The sequence below is a fragment of the Mycobacterium sp. MS1601 genome (genome assembly GCF_001984215.1).
GTDB lineage: Bacteria > Actinomycetota > Actinomycetes > Mycobacteriales > Mycobacteriaceae > Mycobacterium.
Map to the genome: position 1 here is coordinate 3,649,623 of NZ_CP019420.1, position 18,595 is coordinate 3,668,217.

General features: G+C 65.7%; 21 protein-coding genes. 13 read left to right on the plus strand and 8 right to left on the minus strand.

The window, feature by feature from the left end:
• Positions 1-5: 5 nt before the first annotated feature.
• From BVC93_RS17800 to BVC93_RS17810, 3 genes are read left to right on the plus strand one after another with little or no spacing between them, the layout of a single operon-like run.
• Positions 6-689: a polysaccharide deacetylase family protein gene (locus BVC93_RS17800; protein WP_083741125.1), complete on the plus strand. Its 684-nt coding sequence runs from the start codon at positions 6-8 to the stop codon at positions 687-689.
• Entirely contained in the window at positions 686-1,894 is a 1,209-nt protein-coding gene (locus BVC93_RS17805) for a cation:proton antiporter domain-containing protein (protein WP_083738635.1), read from the plus strand. Before BVC93_RS17800 ends, BVC93_RS17805 begins: the two co-directional genes overlap by 4 nt.
• Before the next feature lie 58 nt (positions 1,895-1,952).
• A complete protein-coding gene (locus tag BVC93_RS17810) occupies positions 1,953-2,291 on the plus strand; it encodes a DUF732 domain-containing protein (protein WP_083738636.1) in 339 nt (112 codons plus the stop codon).
• A gap of 57 nt (positions 2,292-2,348) precedes the next feature.
• Here BVC93_RS17810 and BVC93_RS17815 read toward each other — a convergent pair whose 3' ends face one another.
• Entirely contained in the window at positions 2,349-3,758 is a 1,410-nt protein-coding gene (locus BVC93_RS17815; protein WP_083738637.1) for a class II fumarate hydratase, read from the minus strand.
• A gap of 20 nt (positions 3,759-3,778) precedes the next feature.
• Positions 3,779-4,825, minus strand: coding sequence for a class II fructose-bisphosphatase (gene glpX / locus BVC93_RS17820; protein ID WP_083738638.1), 1,047 nt, complete (start codon positions 4,823-4,825; stop codon positions 3,779-3,781).
• 56 nt (positions 4,826-4,881) lie between these two features.
• Here glpX and BVC93_RS17825 point away from each other — a divergent pair, with 56 nt between their 5' ends.
• Positions 4,882-5,544: a DUF4245 domain-containing protein gene (locus tag BVC93_RS17825; protein WP_236950011.1), complete on the plus strand. Its 663-nt coding sequence runs from the start codon at positions 4,882-4,884 to the stop codon at positions 5,542-5,544.
• Between the two features lie 25 nt (positions 5,545-5,569).
• On the plus strand, positions 5,570-6,367 hold the full coding sequence (locus tag BVC93_RS17830) for a dienelactone hydrolase family protein (RefSeq protein WP_083738639.1): 798 nt from the start codon (positions 5,570-5,572) through the stop codon (positions 6,365-6,367).
• A gap of 87 nt (positions 6,368-6,454) precedes the next feature.
• Here the strand turns inward: BVC93_RS17830 and BVC93_RS17835 are convergent, their stop codons facing one another.
• Positions 6,455-6,703, minus strand: a complete 249-nt coding sequence (locus BVC93_RS17835) for a hypothetical protein (RefSeq protein WP_083738640.1) — start codon at positions 6,701-6,703, stop codon at positions 6,455-6,457.
• A 279-nt stretch (positions 6,704-6,982) separates the two neighbouring features.
• On the opposite strand from BVC93_RS17835, the gene BVC93_RS17840 reads away from it, so the two are divergent.
• The 8 genes from BVC93_RS17840 to BVC93_RS17870 all read left to right on the plus strand — a co-directional run bounded on the left by BVC93_RS17840 (position 6,983) and on the right by BVC93_RS17870 (position 14,126).
• Complete coding sequence (locus tag BVC93_RS17840) at positions 6,983-7,486, plus strand: nuclear transport factor 2 family protein (protein ID WP_083738641.1); 504 nt, start codon at positions 6,983-6,985, stop codon at positions 7,484-7,486.
• 259 nt (positions 7,487-7,745) lie between these two features.
• On the plus strand, positions 7,746-8,168 hold the full coding sequence (locus BVC93_RS33180) for a cupin domain-containing protein (protein ID WP_157516977.1): 423 nt from the start codon (positions 7,746-7,748) through the stop codon (positions 8,166-8,168).
• Between the two features lie 32 nt (positions 8,169-8,200).
• Positions 8,201-9,397, plus strand: a complete 1,197-nt coding sequence (locus BVC93_RS17845; protein WP_192860024.1) for an aromatic ring-hydroxylating oxygenase subunit alpha — start codon at positions 8,201-8,203, stop codon at positions 9,395-9,397.
• Positions 9,398-9,416: 19 nt separating this feature from the next.
• Positions 9,417-10,364 (plus strand): ABC transporter permease, encoded by a 948-nt coding sequence (locus BVC93_RS17850; protein ID WP_192860025.1) that lies wholly within the window; start codon positions 9,417-9,419, stop codon positions 10,362-10,364.
• Positions 10,361-11,146, plus strand: coding sequence for an ABC transporter ATP-binding protein (locus BVC93_RS17855; protein WP_083738644.1), 786 nt, complete (start codon positions 10,361-10,363; stop codon positions 11,144-11,146). The genes BVC93_RS17850 and BVC93_RS17855 overlap by 4 nt, the downstream gene beginning before the upstream one ends.
• A complete protein-coding gene (locus BVC93_RS17860) occupies positions 11,143-11,943 on the plus strand; it encodes an ABC transporter permease (RefSeq protein WP_083738645.1) in 801 nt (266 codons plus the stop codon). The genes BVC93_RS17855 and BVC93_RS17860 overlap by 4 nt, the downstream gene beginning before the upstream one ends.
• Before the next feature lie 39 nt (positions 11,944-11,982).
• Entirely contained in the window at positions 11,983-13,056 is a 1,074-nt protein-coding gene (locus BVC93_RS17865) for an ABC transporter substrate-binding protein (protein WP_083738646.1), read from the plus strand.
• Complete coding sequence (locus BVC93_RS17870; protein ID WP_083738647.1) at positions 13,053-14,126, plus strand: hypothetical protein; 1,074 nt, start codon at positions 13,053-13,055, stop codon at positions 14,124-14,126. Before BVC93_RS17865 ends, BVC93_RS17870 begins: the two co-directional genes overlap by 4 nt.
• A 170-nt stretch (positions 14,127-14,296) precedes the next feature.
• Here BVC93_RS17870 and BVC93_RS17875 read toward each other — a convergent pair whose 3' ends face one another.
• From BVC93_RS17875 to BVC93_RS17895, 5 genes are all read right to left on the minus strand, one after another.
• On the minus strand, positions 14,297-14,563 hold the full coding sequence (locus tag BVC93_RS17875) for a YdeI/OmpD-associated family protein (protein ID WP_083738648.1): 267 nt from the start codon (positions 14,561-14,563) through the stop codon (positions 14,297-14,299).
• A complete protein-coding gene (locus BVC93_RS17880) occupies positions 14,560-15,750 on the minus strand; it encodes an AI-2E family transporter (RefSeq protein WP_083738649.1) in 1,191 nt (396 codons plus the stop codon). The genes BVC93_RS17875 and BVC93_RS17880 overlap by 4 nt, the downstream gene beginning before the upstream one ends.
• 19 nt (positions 15,751-15,769) lie before the next feature.
• The gene (locus BVC93_RS17885; protein WP_083738650.1) at positions 15,770-16,528 is read right to left on the minus strand and encodes an SDR family NAD(P)-dependent oxidoreductase; all 759 of its coding nucleotides are present in this window, start codon (positions 16,526-16,528) and stop codon (positions 15,770-15,772) included.
• Complete coding sequence (locus BVC93_RS17890) at positions 16,525-17,592, minus strand: NAD-dependent epimerase/dehydratase family protein (protein ID WP_083738651.1); 1,068 nt, start codon at positions 17,590-17,592, stop codon at positions 16,525-16,527. The genes BVC93_RS17885 and BVC93_RS17890 overlap by 4 nt, the downstream gene beginning before the upstream one ends.
• Positions 17,593-17,732: 140 nt before the next feature.
• Complete coding sequence (locus tag BVC93_RS17895; protein WP_083738652.1) at positions 17,733-18,593, minus strand: formylglycine-generating enzyme family protein; 861 nt, start codon at positions 18,591-18,593, stop codon at positions 17,733-17,735.
• Positions 18,594-18,595: the final 2 nt, after the last annotated feature.

The window sequence follows — 18,595 nt, forward strand, 5'->3', positions numbered from 1 at the left end:
CGGTGATGCTGTGGCTGGCCCCGACGGCTGCGGCGGACGACGTCGACTGTTCGGTGCACAAATGTGTGGCGCTGACGTTCGATGACGGGCCCGGCCCGTACACCGACCGACTGCTTCAGGTGCTGGCTGCTGACGACGCCCGGGCCACCTTCTTCCTGGTGGGTGACAAGGTGGCCGCAGATCCTTTGGCAGCCAAGAGAATTGCCGATGCGGGGATGGAGATCGGCAATCACACCTGGAGCCATCCCGACCTGACGACCCTTCCCGCAGCCGAGGTCGCCGCGCAGCTGAGTTCGACCACCGACGCGCTGGTGCAGGCGACCGGCGTGCGGCCCGCTGTGATGCGACCCGGTTTCGGGATGATCAACGACGCGGTCCTGGCCGAGGTCGGGCGCCAGGGGATGGCGGCGATCAACTGGGACGTGGTGCCCTATGACTGGATCAACGACACCGACATCGCGGCGTCACGCGCAATCCTGATGGAACAGATCAGACCCGGCTCGGTGGTGCTGCTGCACGACACCTTCGCCTCCACCGTCGACCTGGTGGCGCAGTTCCTGCCGGTGTTGCGCGCCAACGGGTATCACCTCGTCACCGTCAGTGATCTCCTGGGACCACGCGTCCCCGGCAGCAACTACGGTGGCCGGGACAACGGTCCGCCGGCGCGCGTGCTACAAGACATGCCATGACGGCCGAATCCGCCTTCGCCCTGACACTGCTGGTGCTGGCGTACGCAGTGGTGTCCGGAATCGTGGTCAAGTGGTACGTCGCGCCAGCCTTGATCTTCGTGGTCGCCGGCCTCGGACTCGGTCCGTTCGGCCTGAATGTCATCGAAGTCGATTACGACGCAGGTACATTCACCATCCTGGCGCAGTTGGCGCTGACCGTGATCCTGTTCAATCAGGCAGCGGAACTGGACCTGCGCAACGTGCTGCGGCGCGGCCACTTCAGCCTCCGGTTGATCCTCGTGGGAATTCCACTGACTTTGGTCATGGGCACAGTCACCGCGTTGTTGATCCTGCCGGTCATGCCGGTGTGGGAGGCCGTGTGCCTGGCAGCGATCGTCGCGCCGTCCGAGGTGGCTCTGATCGAGGCGCTACTGGAGGACCGCCGGATCCCGGAATCCGTCCGCCATGCAATGTCGATGGAAAGCGGCTGCTACGACGGATTCGCACTCGCTGCCCTGTTCGCCGGATTGGCCCTGGCGACAGATCGTTCCGAGGCCGACACCCCCGGATGGGGCTGGTTCCTGATCAAGGCGGAGTTCCTGTCGTTGGGGGCAGGTGCACTGGTCGGATTGCTCGGCGGCCTGGCCGTGGCCAGCTCCTACCGACGGGGCTGGATCAGTGAGATCTGGGCGCAGTTGGCGACGCTGGCACTGGCGCTGCTGTGCTTCCAGGTGGGGGAGATGTTCCACGGCAGCGGTTTCGTCGCCGCCTTTGCCGGCGGTCTGGCTTTTGCGGCGCTGGCGCAGCGAAGCGGCGCGGAGGTGCCGCACCAGGTGCCGGATGCCGCCGGGCATCTCCTGGAGTTGTTGGTGTTCGCGCTCTTCGGTGGGGCCGCGATGATCATCGCTTGGCGCGAGGCCGACTGGCGAGTGGTGCTGTTCGCCGTGACGGCGGTGTTCGTGGTCCGGGTGGTCGCGGTATGGCTGGCGCTGCTGCGCACCGAGATGCCCGTGCGCAGCCGACTGTTCATCGGGTGGTTCGGCCCGCGTGGCATCGGCACCGTGGTGCTCGGGTTACTTGTGGTCAAGGAAGGCGCCATCGAACAGATTGACCTCATCACCCAGACCGTGGTGGTGACCGTGACACTGAGTCTGGTGGTGCACAGTGCGACGGCGCCGCTGGGCATTCGGTTCGTCCAGCGGGACCGACTGGCGCCCCGGCATTGACATGTCGACACGGGCATCCGGCCCCGCTGGTGTGATGAGTGCTCTACGCTCAGCGGCTATGAGAGCGGCAGTGGCACTGGCTGGGGCATTGGTGGCAACAGCGATCGGGATGGCCCCCGCAGCGCAGGCCGACCAGATCGGCTACCTGGTCAACGTCACGGTCAAGCCGGGGTACAACTTCCCGAATGCCGACGCCGCACTGCAGTACGGCAACCTGCTGTGCGACCGGATCCGCGGCGGCGAGCCCTACCCGATGCTGGCCCGCTCGATCAAAGACTATTTCCACACCGATGAGTACGGCGCGTCGTACCTGCTGAGCCAGGCCACCGGTGAACTGTGCCCGGCGCAGATCTGGGCGCTGCGGCAGTCGGCCGGCGGCTACACACCCCAGCCCTAGACGGGAGTTGGGCGTGATTCCGACCGCTCAGCGGTCGGAATCACGCCCAAGTCGCTCTCAGTCGCCGTCTTTGACCTTGGCCATGGCCAGCACGTCCAGGCGCTTGTCCAGCTCGGCCTCGGACAGCTTGTCGCCGATCAGGCCCCGGTCGATGACCGTCTGCCGGATGGTCTTCTTCTCCTTGAGGGCCTGCTTGGCCACCGCGGCGGCCTCCTCGTAGCCGATCGCCGAGTTCAGCGGCGTCACGATCGACGGCGACGACTCGGCCAACTCCAGCAGATGCGCCTCGTTGGCCACCAGACCATCGATGCAGCGACCGGCGAACAGTTTGGAGACGTTGGCCAGCAGCGTGAACGACTCGAGAATGTTGCGGGCCATCATCGGGATGTAGACGTTGAGCTCGAAGGCGCCGGAGAGGCCACCGACGGTGACGGCCGCGTCGTTGCCGATCACCTGGGCGGCCACCTGGGTGACGGCCTCGGGGATGACGGGGTTGACCTTGCCCGGCATGATCGAGCTGCCCGGCTGCAGGTCGGGCAGTTGCAGCTCGCCGAGGCCGGTCAGCGGACCCGAGCCCATCCAGCGGATGTCGTTGGCGATCTTGGTCAGTGACACCGCGATGGTCTTCAACGCACCGGACGCCTCGACCAGGCCGTCGCGTGCTGCCTGAGCCTCGAAATGGTCCTCGGCTACCCGCAATTCGGCCAGCCCGGTGTCGGCCACCAGCACCTCGACCACCTTGGGGCCGAAGTCGTCGGGGGCGTTGAGGCCGGTGCCGACGGCGGTGCCGCCGATGGCGAGCTCACCAAGGCGCGGCAGTGTCGCCTTCACTCTCTCGATGCCGGCCTGCACCTGGCGGGCGTAGCCGCCGAACTCCTGGCCCAGAGTCACCGGCACGGCATCCATCAGATGGGTGCGGCCGGACTTGACCGTGGTGCGCCACTGCTTGGCCTTGGCCGCCAGCGACTCGTGCAGTACCTCCAGGGCCGGAATCAGATGCCGCACAGCGGCTTCCGTGGCGGCGATGTGCGTGGCGGTGGGGAACGTGTCATTGGAGCTCTGCGACATGTTCACGTGGTCGTTGGGGTGCACCGTCACGCCGTGCGCCGCCGCGATGGAGGCGATGACCTCGTTGGCGTTCATGTTGGAGCTGGTGCCCGAGCCGGTCTGGAAGACGTCGATGGGGAACTGGTCGTCGTGCAACCCCTCGGCGATCTCGCCGGCGGCGGCGATGATCGCGTCGGCCTTCTCGGCGTCGAGTAGTCCGAGGTCTTTGTTGACCTGGGCGCACGCTGCCTTCAGCAGGCCCAGTGCGCGGATCTGGGTGCGCTCCAGGCCCCGGCCGGAGATCGGGAAGTTCTCCACGGCGCGTTGGGTCTGGGCGCGCCACAGCGCGTTCTTGGGGACGCGCACTTCACCCATGGTGTCGTGCTCGATGCGGTACTCGACGGCGTCGTCGGCGGTCATTGGCTCCCTTTGCTCTGTTTTTACGGAAGTGGATGGGCGGCGGTCTTGTCCCCGGTGAAGTTCACCGCGGAGTACTCGTTGAGTTTGGACAGCCGGTGGTAGGCCTCGATCATGCGGACGGTGCCCGACTTGGAGCGCATCACGATGGACTGCGTGGTGCAGCCGCCGCCGAAGAACCGCACGCCCTTGAGCAGGTCACCGTCGGTGACGCCGGTGGCGCAGAAGAAGACGTTCTCACCCGAGACCAGGTCCTCGGTGCTCAGCACCCGATCCAGGTCGTAGCCGCGGTCGATGGCCTTCTGGCGCTCGTCGTCGTCGGTGGGGGCCAGCTTCGCCTGGATGGCGCCACCCATGCAGCGAATGGCGGCTGCGGCGATGATGCCCTCCGGCGTACCGCCGATGCCGACGAGCATGTCGGTGCCCGAGTCCGGCCGGCAGGCCGAGATGGCACCGGCGACGTCACCGTCGGAGATCAGCCGGATGCGGGCGCCGGCCTGACGCACCTCGTCCATCAGCTTGGCGTGCCGGGGCCGGTCCAGGATGCACACCGTGACGTCGGCGACCGACGCCTTGCGCACCTTCGCGATGCGCTGGATGTTCGCCGCGATGGGCGAGGTGATGTCGATGAAGTCCGCGACGTCGGGCCCGACGGCGATCTTGTGCATGTAGAACACGGCCGACGGGTCGAACATCGCCCCGCGTTCGGCCACCGCGAGCACCGAGATGGCATTCGGCATGCCCTTGCTCATCAGCGTGGTGCCGTCCACCGGGTCGACGGCGAAGTCGCAGTCCGGCCCGTCGCCGTTGCCCACCTCTTCGCCGTTGTAGAGCATCGGGGCGTTGTCCTTCTCGCCCTCACCGATCACCACCACGCCGCGCATCGACACCGAATTGACCAGCTCACGCATGGCGTCGACGGCCGCGCCGTCGCCGCCTTCCTTGTCTCCGCGTCCCACCCAGCGGCCTGCGGCCATGGCGCCGGCCTCGGTGACACGCACCAGTTCGAGGGCGAGGTTGCGGTCAGGGGCTTCGCGGCGGCGGGTGGGCTGCTCGGACGGTGCACTCATGAGCAGTCATTGTCCCAGAAGCCGACACCGCCGTGGGAGCTGGGATACTGGTCGTCGTGACGACGGAACCGCAGCAGACGCCGGGTGACGCGGGCCAGGCGGTCCCGGCACTCAAAGAGGCCAAGCCGCGGCTGCTGCAGGACGGTCGTGACATGTTCTGGTCCATGGCACCGCTGGTGCTGGGCTGCATCCTGCTGGCCGGTCTGCTGGGCATGTGTTCGTTCCAGCCCAGCGGGCCCACCCAGGGCTCCGTCCCGACCTACGACGCCGAGGCAGCGCTGGGCTCCGATGCGCAGACGCTGGGGTTTCCGGTCCGGCTGCCGAAGCTACCGGAGGGCTGGCAGGCCAACTCCGGCAAGCGTGACGGCCTCGACTCGGCGCGCACCGATCCGGCAACCGGCCAGCGCACCCGTGCGCTGCTGTCGAACGTCGGCTACCTGACGCCGGACACCAAGTTCATGAGCCTGACCCAGAGCAACGCCGACGAGGACCGGCTGGTCGCCTCGATCCTGCCCGGCGCGTACCCGACCGGTGCCGTCGACGTCGGCGGCCGCCAGTGGGTGGTTTACCAGGCGGTCTCCGAAAACGGCCGCGACGAACCGCTGTGGACCACCAGAATCGGATCCACCCAGTTGGCCATCACCGGAGCTGGGTCGCCGGAGCAGTTCCATACGCTGGCCGAAGCCACGCAGTCGCAGTCCCCGCTGCCTGACGCCTAGGCCGGTCGGCAAGAAGGAGACACATGTGAGCGCACCCGAAGCCGATCTGACGGGCTGGACGTGCGCGCCGTTCACGGGCGGCGGCTACACCCACGACGTCTACCGCAAGGGTGCGGGCCCGGGAGTGGTGCTGATCCCGGAGATGCCGGGATTGCATCCCGGTGTCCTGGCGCTGGGAAACCACCTCGTCGACAACGGGTTCACCGTGGCGGCCCCGTCGCTGTTCGGTACCCCGGGGCGTCCGGCGCTGCACCCGTCGGCGGTGCCGACCCTGGTGCGGGGCTGCATCGCCAAGGAGTTCTCCGCATTCGCGACCGACAAACAGCGGCCGGTGGCCATGTTCCTGCGCGCGCTGGCCCGCGACCTGAACGCGAACACGCCGGGCAAGGGAGTCGGCGTCATCGGACAGTGCTTCACCGGTGGGTTCGCGTTGGCGGCCGCAGTCGACGAGAGCGTGCTGGCGCCGGTGCTGAGTCAGCCGTCGCTGCCACTGCCGCTGACGCCGAAGCAGCGCCGCGATCCCGGGGTCTCCGAAGGTGAGCTGGAGATCATCTCCCAACGCGCCGCCACCGAGGGGCTCTGCGCGCTGGGCCTACGGTTCAGTGAGGACTGGATGAGCCCTGGGGACCGTTTCGTCAGTTTGAAGAAGCGACTGGGCGACGCCTTCGAGGTCATCGAAATCAATTCGGGCCCAGGCAATTCCGGCGGGTTCTCGAGGGCAGCCCATTCGGTGCTCACCGATCAGGTGCGTGAGGTCGACGGACACCCGGCCTACGAGGCGCGAAAACGCGTCGTCGAATTTCTGGTCGAACGGCTCGGCTAACCCCGCGGCAGTGGCGTTTTGCCCGTGCGGTCCACCTGGCGAGAGAAGTTCCAGGCGGACCGCACGGCCCCTCTAATCAAGTACCGATCAGCGAACGTTCACGCTGACAGTGGGTTTGGAACGCAGGTCGACGAACGTGGAGACGATGTTCGCGTCGTAGAGTGGCGCATCCGACAGCCGCTTGACGACAACGTGATAGCCCTGGCTCTCCAACTCGGCGATGGTGTCCTGGGCGTTGCCCACCGCGGTGGGAGCTGCCAACGCAGGGGCGGCAAAGCTCAGGGTTGCCGCGGTCAGCGCTGATCCGATGGCGATGGCAGTGGCGGGCCTGTTCATGATCTGCGCTTCTCTCCTGGGCGACGCGATTTCAATCCGTTCTATGGTTGTTCAACGGGCAGTCCGGTGCGCTGATTTCCGATTGGCAGTGATTGCGCCAGAGCTGGCAGCAATTGGGCGCCCAAAGCGGGCGACCCGCGCAAGCAGTTTCGAGTTGCGCGGGAGTTGGAACAAATTTAACTTGGACCCATCAGCCCCTTGATCTGCGCTCAACGGCGACTCGCGGTGATCGGCTGACTCGCCGCGCGCCAGCCAGCCGGCAAGACCTAGGGAGTGGTCATGGAGACAGCTGATTTGCAGGATGTCCTGCGTCGGCTGGACCGTCTGGAATCCGAAAGCGCAGTGCGAGCGGTCAAGGCGCACTATATGCAGTGGGCTGATGAGAAACGCCGTCTCGGCATGGGCGAACTGTTCTGGGAAGACGCCGTGTGGGAGGAACTCGACCTCACCGGCCAGACCGTTCCCGGGGCGCGCTGGGACGGACGCGACGCGATCGCGCAGATGTTCAACGAGAGCCCGGAGCGGCTGCACTTCACCGTTCACTATCTGATGAACGAAGAGATCACCGTGACCGGCGATACCGCCGTTGGTCGGTGGAAACTGTTGGAGCCCTGCACTGTTCGTGACGAAACCGCAGTATGGCAGGGCGGCCACTACGTCGACGACTTCGAACGCCGCGACGGCGTCTGGAAGATCAGGCACCTACGGCTGACTCTGGACTTCCAGACCCCGTACCACGATGGTTGGCTACGGACGCCGTTCCTCGAGAGCGTGCAGTCATGACGACCGGGCGGGCCGGCGTCGACGACCCTCTGCGGGTACACCAGGGTTTCCGCCTTGACCGCGGGTCCTGATCAGCGCTGAGTTCTGCCTGCTGACCGTGGTGGTGCCGGTGCCGACGTCTCGGCGTGCGCCACATTTTCACCTTCTTCCCGGCGACTGACGACAGCCTGACAGTCAGCGCCGGTACCTCTGCATCCTGCTTTGCCCAAAGGGCGCTTCGTGCAGGACTTTTCATACCTACTTTCCGATTGGGAAACTCATGCCAGAGCAGATCGTTGGGGTGACCGATGGCGACACAGTCACCTATCCCAGTGGTTGCAGTGTTGTCGACTCCGGATTGATCGCCGACAATTCCGCAGCGGCCGGTGGCGGGTCGGGCGCATTGTCACGCGGCTCGGCCGCGTCGGCGGGCGGAATGTGGATGGGGGTCAGCAAGCTCCCGCCCGGGCATTCGTCGGTGCCGCACCATCACGCCGACCAGACATCGCTGGTGTGCATTGTCGGAGGTGCCATGCGCTTTCGTGTGCACGGACCTGACGGCGTCGAGGAGTTCTCCGCCTCCGCTGGCCAGATCGCAGTCATACCAGGCGGTTTGGTGCACGAGGAGTTCAACGACCTCGACGTCGAATGCCTCTGCGTGGTGACTCGCAACAGCGAGAAGCCGATTGTCCGCAACGTCTGAGACCACCTGACAGTCCAACCAGGAGCCCTTCAGTGAACGAGATCCCACCCCTGGTCCGTGATGTCCTCGACCGCCTCGGACTGCCCGAGGCCGACGTCACCACCGCCCGCACCATGCCCACCGAGGTCTACACCTCCGAAGAGTTCTACGACTTCGAGAAAGAGGCCATCTTCGCCAAGGAGTGGCTGTGCCTCGGCCACGTCAGCCAGATCCCCGACATCGGCGACTATTTCTCCATCACCGTCGGAGACGAACCATTGATCGTCACTCGTGACAACGACGGCGCGGTCCGGGTGATGTCGTCGATCTGCCAGCACCGCGGATATCCGGTGGTGGACACCAGCGAGACCGGCAACACCAAACAGTTCCGCTGTCCGTACCACTACTGGGCGTACGGGCTGGACGGTGAACTGGTGGCCGCGCCGGAGATGAAAGAAACCTGCCCCATCGCCGAACTTCGCAAGGAGACAGCGCTTCCCAACCTCAAAGTGGAGATCTGGTTCGGCATGATCTTCGCCAACATGGACCTCGAGGCGGCACCGCTGGCCGACCAGCTGACCAAACTCGCCCCCGAGATGGAGATCTACGACGTCGCCAACCTCGAGATCACCGCGCCGCAGGAGTTCCCCGGCCTGCCGTGGAACTGGAAAGGCATGCACGAGAACGCACTCGAGCCCTACCACACCTCTTTTGTGCACATGGGCTATCACGATGTGGCTCCGGCGTCGATGGCCGAGTTCGTGGAGTTCGAGGACTCGGACAACGTGATCATGCACCCGACGAACTACCGCTATATGGATGCCGGTTTCAACCCGACCGGCAAGGCGATCCTGCCGATCCTTCCCGGCCTCGATGATCTGCACCGCAGCCGCATCATGTTCGCCTCGGTGCTGCCGACGGTGTTCTTCGCGTTGAGTCCCGAGCAGGTGTTCTACTTCCTGATCACGCCGGAGGGCGCGAACAAGATGACGCTGCGGGTGGCCTGGCTGTTCCCGGCGTCCACCAAGAAGGCTCCCGGATTCGACTGGGCCTTCCAGATGCAGAACGCCGTCAACCAGGTGATCAACGATCAGGACATGGTGACCAACGAGCGGATGCAGAACGGGCAGCGCTCCCGGTACGCCAAGCGGGGGCGTTACAGCTGGCAGGAAACCACTCTGCCCCAGGTCAATCGGTGGCTGGCACTGCGTTACCAGGCGCATGCCAAGTCGTTGTCGGCCGACGCATGATCCGCCGGGGAGGGTGACGGTGTCGGTGGGCGAACTCGCCGCGGACGGTCGACGAGCCCAAGGGACGAGGAGCAGACAGACCCGCCCGGACGAGACGGCGCGGCCTGAGGTGCGGTCGGTTCCCGGCGGTGCCGCCCCGCAGAACGGTGGTCGATTCAATCGCGCGGCGCTGGTGTGGGCGGGCTGGTGGGTCGGCACCGTCGCCGTAGTGGTCGGGCTGTGGGAGGCGGTCAAGGCCGTCTTCGCCGTGCCGGACGCCACCATGCCGCACACCTGGTCGGTGCTGGCGGCGCTCGGCGAGCGCCTGCCCAACGGTGACAACCGCGCAGTGTCACTGCTGGGGGCGCTCGCGGTCACCCTGCAGGAGGCCACCGTCGGGTTGTGGGTGGGCGTGGTGATCGGCGCGGGGATCGGTGTTCTGTCCGCGAAGTCGCGGTTCGCTTCGTTCACGCTGACGCCGGTTCTTGTTGCCACGCAGACATTTCCGCTGGTGGCCGTCGTACCTGCACTGGTGATCATCTTGGGTGACGGATGGGTGTCGCTGGCGCTGATCGCGGCGATCCTGGCGTTCTTCCCGATCTATGTGGCAGTGGCCCGTGCGATCACCGACACCAGCCGAGAGCACCGCGAGCTGTTTCGCAGCTGTGGACTGTCGAAAACCAAGGTGTTCACCAGTCTGGAGATGCCGCGGGCCACCCTGGCGGCGGTCAGCTCCATCCGCACAGCCACAGCGCTGGCCGTGGTGGGAGCCATCGTCGCGGAACTACCCAGCGGAAGACCCGACGGAATCTCCATGACGTTGTTGTCCGCGGCGTCCTACTACCTGACCGACCCCGAGGCGCTGTGGTGCGCGGCGCTGACGGCCATGGCAGGAGGCGTCCTGCTGGTGTACGCAATGTCCGGATTTGCCTCTACGGCAGCCCGTTTCGCGCTGCGCATTCCCACGGAAGCGAAGGAGTCGAGATGACCGTCGACACCAGCATCGGCACATCGGATGCAATCGTCTTGCACGACGTGGTCAAGTACTACGGGTCGAAGCTGATCCTCGATCACGTCAGCCACACCTTCGAGCCTGGTTCTTTCGTATCGCTGATCGGGCCGTCCGGCTGCGGGAAGTCGACGCTGCTGCGGATGATCGGCGATCTGGAGCCGCTGAGTTCCGGCCGGATCGACGTCGGTGCGGGCACTCCGGAGACCGCGCGGCGTGGCCACTCGATGTCGATGGTGTTCCAGTCGCCCAATCTGGTGCCGTGGCGATCGGTGCGACGCAATGTCGAACTTCCCCTGGAGGCAATGGGTCTACCCGCAGCCGAACGGAAGGAGCGGGCTACCCGCGAGCTGATCAGGGTGGGCCTCGGCGAGCACATCGAGGCCGGCCCGCGCACGCTCTCGGGCGGTATGGCGCAACGGGCGGCGATCGCCAGAGCACTGGTCAGCGACCCGCGCATCGTGCTGATGGACGAGCCCTTCGGCGCGCTCGACGAGATCTTGCGTGAGCGGCTGAACTACGAGTTGCACCAGCTGTGGGCCAGCACCGGCAAGACCATCGTGTTCGTCACACACAGCATCGCCGAGGCTGTGGCGCTGTCCACCGACATCCTGGTGATGGGCCGCGATCCCGGTCGGATCATCGGGCACATCCCGGTGGCACTGCCCAGGGAGCGCCGCCCTGAACTTGCCGAGACGGAGGAGTTCTTCAAGATCACCACCGAGGTCAGACGGCAGTTGTCGGTGGGGGCCGGCGGATGACCACACTCACGAGGACACGTGGCGGGTCCGCGCTGCGGACAGCGGCGATGTATCTGGGGCCGACCGTCACCGTGGCAGCAGTGATCGTGTTGTGGCAGTTCTGGGTCACCGCCGCCGGGATCAAGCCGTTTGTACTGCCCGCGCCGGTGGCAGTGTGGCAGACGTTCATCGAACGGCCCGCGTTCTTCTTCGGATTGGGTGTCAACACCCTGCAGGAGGCGTTGGCGGGTCTGGTCTTCGGGTGTGTCGCAGGTACTGTCACCGCGCTGGCGGTGTTCCGCACCAAGGGTCTTAGCCAAGTCACCGAAGCCATGGCGGCCGCCCTGCTCGCGCTGCCCATGGTGGCACTGGTGCCGCTGTCCAACGTGTTCTTCGGGCTGACGCCGGCCTCGCGCATCTTCGTGGTATCGGTGGCGGTGTACCCGATTGCGGTGAGTTTCCTGCTCACGGGCCTGCGTGGCACCGACCAGGGTCTCATCGAGGCCTTCCGCTCGATGGCAATATCACCGATGAAAACCACAGTTGCGCTCTATGTTCCGTCGATGCTGCCATCGGCGATGAGTGCACTGCGGGTCGCGGTACCCACGGCTTTCTCGATCGCGATTGTCGCCGAGTTCTTCGGCGGTGAGCTCACCACACTGGGCACCTTCATCAAGTCGACGGCCGTGCAGTCACGAGTGGCCGACATGTGGGGTGCGGCGCTGGTCGCCTTTCTCTTCGCCCTGGTGCTCTACCTGGCGCTGTCGCTCGTGGACAGGTGGGCGCTGCGCTGGCACAGCTCCCGCCAACCATCCTGACCTTCACCGAAACACAAACTGATACAGAGGAGTTCAATCATGTTGTTTGTCGAGAATCCCAAGAAGCAGTTGGGTGTCGTGATCGCCGGACTTGCCACCGTTGCACTGGTGGCGGGTTGCGGCGGGGGTGACGACACCGAGGCCGCGTCCGACGGTCCGGTCACCGTCGTCACCGGGTGGGTGATCCAGCCCGAGTTCGCGTCGCTGTACGCCGCCGACGCACTGGGGTACTACGAGGAGGCCGGCTTGGACGTGACCATCCAGCCCGGTGGTCCCGACGTCAACGCCGAACAGTTGGTGGGGGCGGGCAGCGCGCAATTCGGCATGGACGCAGGCAGTAACGTGCTGACGTCCAACGACGTCGGCACCGGCCTGGTGTCCCTGGCGCAGTTGGAGCAGGAATCCTCACTGCGGCTGCTGTCCTGGACCAAGGACGGATTGACCACACCGGAATCCTGGCGGGGCAAGCGAATCGGCATCTGGTCATCGGTGAACTCGCTGTACGCCTCACTGGCCAAGCACGGGATGAACAAGGACACCGACGTCACCCTCGTGGAGCAGGGCTTCGACATGCAGCAGTTCCTCAGCGGCGAGCTGGATCTGGCATCGGCCTACAGCTACAACGAGGTGGGGCAGGTGTACCAGGCGGGCGTGCCCGAGCAGGACGTCCTGGTGTACAACTATGCCTCCGACGACACCGACACCATCGGACTGCAGCTGTTCGGCAACGGTGAATACGTGGCGGCAAACCCGGAGCAGACAGTCGATTTCGTGGCGGCCACGCTGCGTGGGCAGGCCTACTGCCGCGACAACCCGGAGGATTGTGTGCGAATTGTCGGCGAGGCCGGCGCCACCATGGACGCGGATTTCATGCTGTGGCAGATGAACGAGATGAACAAGTCCATCTGGTCATCGGACAAGCCGCTGGGCACCCTGGACGAGGCGGCGTTCCAGCAGACCGCCGACGTGCTGTCCGAGACCGGCGTCATCAAGAGCGCACCAGATCTGACGACTCTGATGCAGACCGACATCTACGACCAGGCTGTCGAGAAGGTCGGCGACACCGACCTCACCAACGCCACCTTCGCGCCTCTGGAGAACGTGGCGCCATGATCTCGACCCGAGAGGTTGTGTTCGAGAACGTCTTTCACCCCCTGACCGACACCCGGTCGACGGTCAGCATGACCGTGCCCTCACCGGCCGCGTCGGCTCCCGCCGTCATCGACGGCACCGATCTGTGGGCGCTGCCGGGGATCTACGACGGTGACGCCCACATCCCCTTGCTGAAGCAGGGGTTGCGACACCAGGAGATCCACAGCCCGTTGCGTGGCGGCGTGTCGCACGTCAACATCGCATTGCAGTGGCAAGAGGTGCGCCACTTCGACGTCAGCGCCATCACGCAGTTCTGCGCGTCCACGCGGTTGCCCCGCTACATCCCGGTGCTGTCCATCGAGCCCGAAGACACCGACGATTTCGCCGATTGGCTCGCCGAACACGGTGAGCTGATCCGCACCACCTGGGCCCCGGTGTGCAAGCTGTACTCGCCGGACCCGAACTTCACGGTGAACATCGAGGCCATCTGGCGGGCAGGCCTCAAAGCGGTCGTCTACGCCTGGGACGACGAGGCTTTGGAGTGGGTGGTGGATCTGCACGGAGGGCCGCTGCATCACCGGCACGCTCGTTCCAAGGTGTCGGCAGACCTGATGCGCTCCACACCGGGAGCCACCATCCAGACGTCGCCGCACTACCTGCTGGAGCTGGCTCCGGACCGGGCCGAGCGGTTGCATGTCCTGCCGCCGGTGCCCGGCGGAGTCGAGCGCACGTCGCTGCTGGATGTCCTGGACACCCATATCGACATGATCGCCACCGATGACAATGCTCCGATCCATGGTGCCACCGGGCCTGGATTGTCCAGCCAGCGCTACCTGCTCTCGGCGTTGCTGACGCTCGCCGACGTCGAAGGTATTCCGCTGACTCGGCTCTGGCCGAAGGTGACCGAAGCTCCGGCAACCATTTTCGGGACGTCGGAGTTTGTCGAGCCGTCGACCGTCATCGTCGACCCGGCGGCCCGGACGCCGGTGGGGCTCGAGACCGGCGCGGACATGCGCAATCCCTATGTGGGGTTGGAGTTGGTGGGCGCGGTGGTCGCGATGACCAGCGGAGGGCACGGCGTGGTGTTGTGACCCTGGGGCAGCGCAGTCGGCGTCCGGCCCGCCTGCCATAACTGACCCGCAGTCACTTCTGGGCGCACAGTGGGCGACAATTCCGCCCACAGGTGACCGGCTGTCAGGCGCTGTGTCGGGTGGGGCTGGTGGTGCAGCAGCGTGGGAGCGTGGCAGCGACGGCCAGGCCGCTAGGGCTTGCCCGTCCGCTCCCGGTGTTTGCATCCCGGCCAGCAGCACGGCCGGCGCATCCCTTCCTCGAGTTCCTCTTGTGTCCGCCGGATCCGGCGCTCGCGGGTCTTCTGCTGCTTGGCGTCTTCGACCCAGCAGATGAACTCGTTGCGGGCCAACGGTGTGATGTCCTGCCACGCCGCCAACGCCTCGGCATTGGCGGCAAGCGCGGTGCGCAGATCGGCGGGCAGCTCATGCACCACGCCGCCGGGAACTGCGGTACTCATGCGTCCTCCTCGACGGGTTGCGGGATCTTTGCCTTCGGCCTGGTGAACCGGTTGAGCAATGACTTCCACAGGGAGGTACGGGGTTTCACCTCCGCTTCGGCTTCGGTGCCGATGTGGTGGTGTTCCAGTTCCACACCCTTGTATACGGCCAGGTAGACGCTGATGGTGGTGACGATGATGATCATCAACACCGGGCCCAGGATGATGCCCCAGAAGCCGAACATCTGCAGGCCCGCGAATACCGACAACAGCATCAGCGCCGCATTCAGATGTGCTTCCTTGGGGACCAACAGCGGCCGCAGCACGTTGTCGATGTTGGTGGTGACCACGATGTGGAACACCACCACGAAGATCCCGCCGACCACGTTGCCGAACAACGCCATTCCGATGCCCAGCGGAATGGTCAGGATGCCGCTGCCCAGAGGGATGAACGACAGTGCGGTGAGGAAGATCGCGAACATGAAGAACGCGTCGTGGATTCCGCCGATGTAGATCGAGATGGCGCCGGCCACACCCTGGCACACCGCGATGATGAACTGCCCCTTCACGGTGGCTTTCACCATGGCGCCGATCTTGGCGATGTAGAGGTCGGACACGTCTTCGCCCAACGGGTTCAGATGCTTGATCAGATCGATCACCTTGTGCCCGCCGATCAACAGCGACAAGAAGACGTAGAGGAAGATGATGGCCGAGGTCAGCGTGCTGAACGCGTTGCCGGCCGTGTCGCTGGCGAAGCTCAGCGCCGCCTCGCCGACCGTCTGCCCCACCTTCACCATGTTGTCGCGAATGGAGTCCATGGTGAGCTTGATGTCGAGGAAGGGGACACGCGCCAGCAGTTCGTTGGCTGTGGCCAGCAGTCGGTTGCCCAGTGCGCTGAGGTCGGTGTTGTCAACCCAATTGCTGATGCCCGCAACCATTTCGGTGATCTGTAGGACAGCCAGGAAGATCACCAGCGAGATCGGCACCGCGACCGCGGCGACGGCGCACAGCAAGGTCAGCGTGGCCGACAACCCCACGCTCATCTTGAGGCGGAACCGCCGGAATACCGGCGTGAACAGATACGCGGCGACTGCGGCGATGACGATCAGGACGAAGTAAGTGCGCAGGAAGTACGCACCGAAACCGAGGGCCAACACCGTCAGGATGGCCAGCGCCCGCTTCTGCGTGACGGTGAAATCGGTGATCATTGCGCCCAATACTAGGGGCTTATTGCGCTTGACCTGCGAACTTCATCAGGTGGTCATGGATATTGGGGTAGCGCTTCAGATGCGCGCCACCGTTGAGGTCGAGCACCTCGCCGGTGAGCCACGACGACTTCTCCGAGCACAGGAACGCCACGGCATCCGCGATGTCCTGCGGCGTGCCGGTACGCCCGAGCACCGTGTTCTCGACGTATTCCTCGACCACCCCGGGGATCATCGCCGCCGCCTCGGTGAGTGGGGTGGGCACGAAGCCGGGGGAGACGGCGTTGACCCGGATGCCGCGTGGTCCGAGTTCCAGTGCGGCGACCTCGGTGAGCATCGTCAGGCCGGCTTTCGCCGAGCAGTAGGCGCTCATCCCGATACCTGGCTGGCGGGCGTTCAGGGAGGCCAGCGAGACGATCGATCCGCCGTCACCCATCCGCTGTCCGGCGTGTTTGATCACCAGAAACGAGCCGGTGAGGCACACGTCGACCACCTCGCGGAACTGCTCGACAGGCAGGTCGACGATGAGGCCGAAGCCACTGAAGCCGGCGCAGTTCACCACCACCGCCGGCGAAACCTCGCCGAACAACGCTGCCACCGAGGTTTCGTCGGTCACGTCGACGAACGCCGATGTGTGTGGCGCGCCCAGTTCGGCGGCGCGGGTCTGCGCGCCCTCGACGTTGCGGTCGGCCAGCGTGACGGTCGAGTCGGCGGCCAGGGTCTGCGCGACGGCCCATCCGATGCCGGAGGCTGCCCCGATGACGACGGCGTGGCGGCTCATGACTTGTCCTTGGTGGCCGCCGGGCGCGGGTCGCCCCACTTGGCGGTCACAGCGCCCCACGGATCGGCATAAACACCAGGTGCCTTGTAGTACGCCGCACGGCGGGTGAGGATCTGATGGACCAGGGGTGCGGCCAGCCGCAGCAGCGGACGTCTCCAGCCGGCGTTCTCAGCGGTCTCGATCAGCATGTCGGGCCATGAATGACGTTGGAAATCAAGAATTTCCTGTGACCTGGTGGTGTCCATCCAATCGGTGGCGAACCACTTGGTGTCGCTGTCGGGGTCACCTTTGCGGCCGATGGGCAGTGCGCCCACCAAACCCATGGCCGCCGCGGTGGCTGGCGCGATGTCACCCTGGGTCAGGCGGTGGGTGCGGTCCCCGCCGATCAGCAGGGTCTCACCCAGGCAATCGGCGGTGGTGGCGGCCGCGAACGCGCGGGCGACGTCGCGGACGTCGACCGTATGGATGTGGCCGTCGGTTGGCAGGACCCCCTCGAAGAAGAGGAAATCCGGATTGAGATCCAAAGACATCCGGACGGTGAGCACCCCACCCAGGCGCAGAATCGCCCAATCCAACTGCGACGCCCTGAGCAGCGCTTCGGCTTCGACCTTGTGGGAGCCGTAGATGTCGTAGGGCGCCACGGGGGTGTCCGCGGTCAGGGCATCGGCGATGTGGTGCGGGTTGCGGGGGCCGTAGACCGCGACGCTGGAGGCCAGGACGAAGCGTGGCGGGGTGGCCTGTCCAGCGGCCGCGGCCAGCAGGTTGGCGGTGCCGCCGACGTTCACCTTCTGGGCCAGCTCGTGTCTGCTGTAGCAGTGCGGTGCGATGACGGCGGCCAGATGGATCACCGAGGTGGGCACCACGTCGGCGAACAGGGCATCGACGGCCGCGGGGTCGGTCAGGTCGGCGTAGCGCACCAGCACCCCGGGTGGCAGGTCCGCTGCGGCCTCCCGGTTGGCGGGGATGTCCAGGTCGGTGGCGATCACCCGGCGCCCGTCGGCCGCCAGGTGCGCCACCGTGGCAGAGCCCACCAACCCGAAGGCTCCCGTCACCAGTACCGTCATGCGTCTCCCTCAGCCTGAAACTGGAACGTGTTTCAGTGACCATACTGGGCCTTGCATCAGTGGGGAAGGTGCGCTGATGGCCTCCTCGCAGATCCGTGGCCTCCTTGTGGTTCGTAGCTCAGTCATCCAATGACTGCCGGTCAGACCCGCCGGATGCAGCGAAACCCGATGTGGCTCATCCCGGTGTCGACGGCCTGGGGACGTCGGGCCGACGGCCGGTAGCGCAGGCAGTAGCTGTCTGCGCACAGGAACGACCCGCCCTTGATGACCCGTCGGGCGACACCGGAATGTGGGTCGCGCGAGTCCTGGGCACAGCACGGCGAGCTGGTCCGGTCCTGGCCGTAGAAGTCTGAAGTCCATTCCCAGACGTTGCCCGCCATGTCGAACAGGTCGTAGCCGTTGGGTGCGTAGCTGCCTACCGGTGTGGTGACCCCGTAGCCGGTCTCGGGAAGGTAGGGAAACTCTCCGTGCCAGTAGTTGGCCAACCGCGCGCCGGCGGCTTCGGGCTGGTCTCCCCAGACGTAGGTGGCATGGGGCAATCCGCCCCGGGCTGCCACCTCCCATTCGGCCTCGGTGGGTAGTTCGAGATCGGCCCACTGGGCGTACGCCGCGGCATCCTCGAAAGCGATGTGCACAACGGGGTGGTGATCACGGCCGGTGAGACCGGAACGCGGCCCGCGGGGGTGGTTCCAGCACGCGCCGGGTGTCCACGTCCACCATAACGACAGGTGCCGCAGGTCGACGGGCCCGGTGGTGCGACGGAACACCATCGAGCCGGGCTGCAGGTTCTCGACGGGAGCGCGCGGGTAGTCATCGGGATCGAGGTCTCGCTCGGCAACGGTGACATAGCCTGTGTCCGTGACGAATTGGGCGTACTGCGAATTGGTCACCTGATATCGCTGTATCCAGAACCCGTCGACGGTGACTTGGTGTGAAGGGGCCTCTTCCGGGTAATGGTGATCAGAGCCCAGGACGGCGGTCTGCCCTGGGATCCACACCATGT

Excerpts from the sequence above, each read along its gene's own strand:
- BVC93_RS17800 (WP_083741125.1), top strand. The coding sequence starts at position 6 with ATGCTGTGGCTGGCCCCGACGGCTGCGGCGGACGACGTCGACTGTTCG.
- BVC93_RS17805 (WP_083738635.1), top strand. The coding sequence starts at position 686 with ATGACGGCCGAATCCGCCTTCGCCCTGACACTGCTGGTGCTGGCGTAC.
- BVC93_RS17810 (WP_083738636.1), top strand. The coding sequence starts at position 1,953 with ATGAGAGCGGCAGTGGCACTGGCTGGGGCATTGGTGGCAACAGCGATC.
- BVC93_RS17815 (WP_083738637.1), bottom strand. The coding sequence starts at position 3,758 with ATGACCGCCGACGACGCCGTCGAGTACCGCATCGAGCACGACACCATG.
- glpX (WP_083738638.1), bottom strand. The coding sequence starts at position 4,825 with ATGAGTGCACCGTCCGAGCAGCCCACCCGCCGCCGCGAAGCCCCTGAC.
- BVC93_RS17835 (WP_083738640.1), bottom strand. The coding sequence starts at position 6,703 with ATGAACAGGCCCGCCACTGCCATCGCCATCGGATCAGCGCTGACCGCG.
- BVC93_RS17840 (WP_083738641.1), top strand. The coding sequence starts at position 6,983 with ATGGAGACAGCTGATTTGCAGGATGTCCTGCGTCGGCTGGACCGTCTG.
- BVC93_RS33180 (WP_157516977.1), top strand. The coding sequence starts at position 7,746 with ATGCCAGAGCAGATCGTTGGGGTGACCGATGGCGACACAGTCACCTAT.
- BVC93_RS17855 (WP_083738644.1), top strand. The coding sequence starts at position 10,361 with ATGACCGTCGACACCAGCATCGGCACATCGGATGCAATCGTCTTGCAC.
- BVC93_RS17860 (WP_083738645.1), top strand. The coding sequence starts at position 11,143 with ATGACCACACTCACGAGGACACGTGGCGGGTCCGCGCTGCGGACAGCG.
- BVC93_RS17865 (WP_083738646.1), top strand. The coding sequence starts at position 11,983 with ATGTTGTTTGTCGAGAATCCCAAGAAGCAGTTGGGTGTCGTGATCGCC.
- BVC93_RS17870 (WP_083738647.1), top strand. The coding sequence starts at position 13,053 with ATGATCTCGACCCGAGAGGTTGTGTTCGAGAACGTCTTTCACCCCCTG.
- BVC93_RS17875 (WP_083738648.1), bottom strand. The coding sequence starts at position 14,563 with ATGAGTACCGCAGTTCCCGGCGGCGTGGTGCATGAGCTGCCCGCCGAT.
- BVC93_RS17880 (WP_083738649.1), bottom strand. The coding sequence starts at position 15,750 with ATGATCACCGATTTCACCGTCACGCAGAAGCGGGCGCTGGCCATCCTG.
- BVC93_RS17885 (WP_083738650.1), bottom strand. The coding sequence starts at position 16,528 with ATGAGCCGCCACGCCGTCGTCATCGGGGCAGCCTCCGGCATCGGATGG.
- BVC93_RS17890 (WP_083738651.1), bottom strand. The coding sequence starts at position 17,592 with ATGACGGTACTGGTGACGGGAGCCTTCGGGTTGGTGGGCTCTGCCACG.
- BVC93_RS17895 (WP_083738652.1), bottom strand. The coding sequence starts at position 18,593 with ATGGTGTGGATCCCAGGGCAGACCGCCGTCCTGGGCTCTGATCACCAT.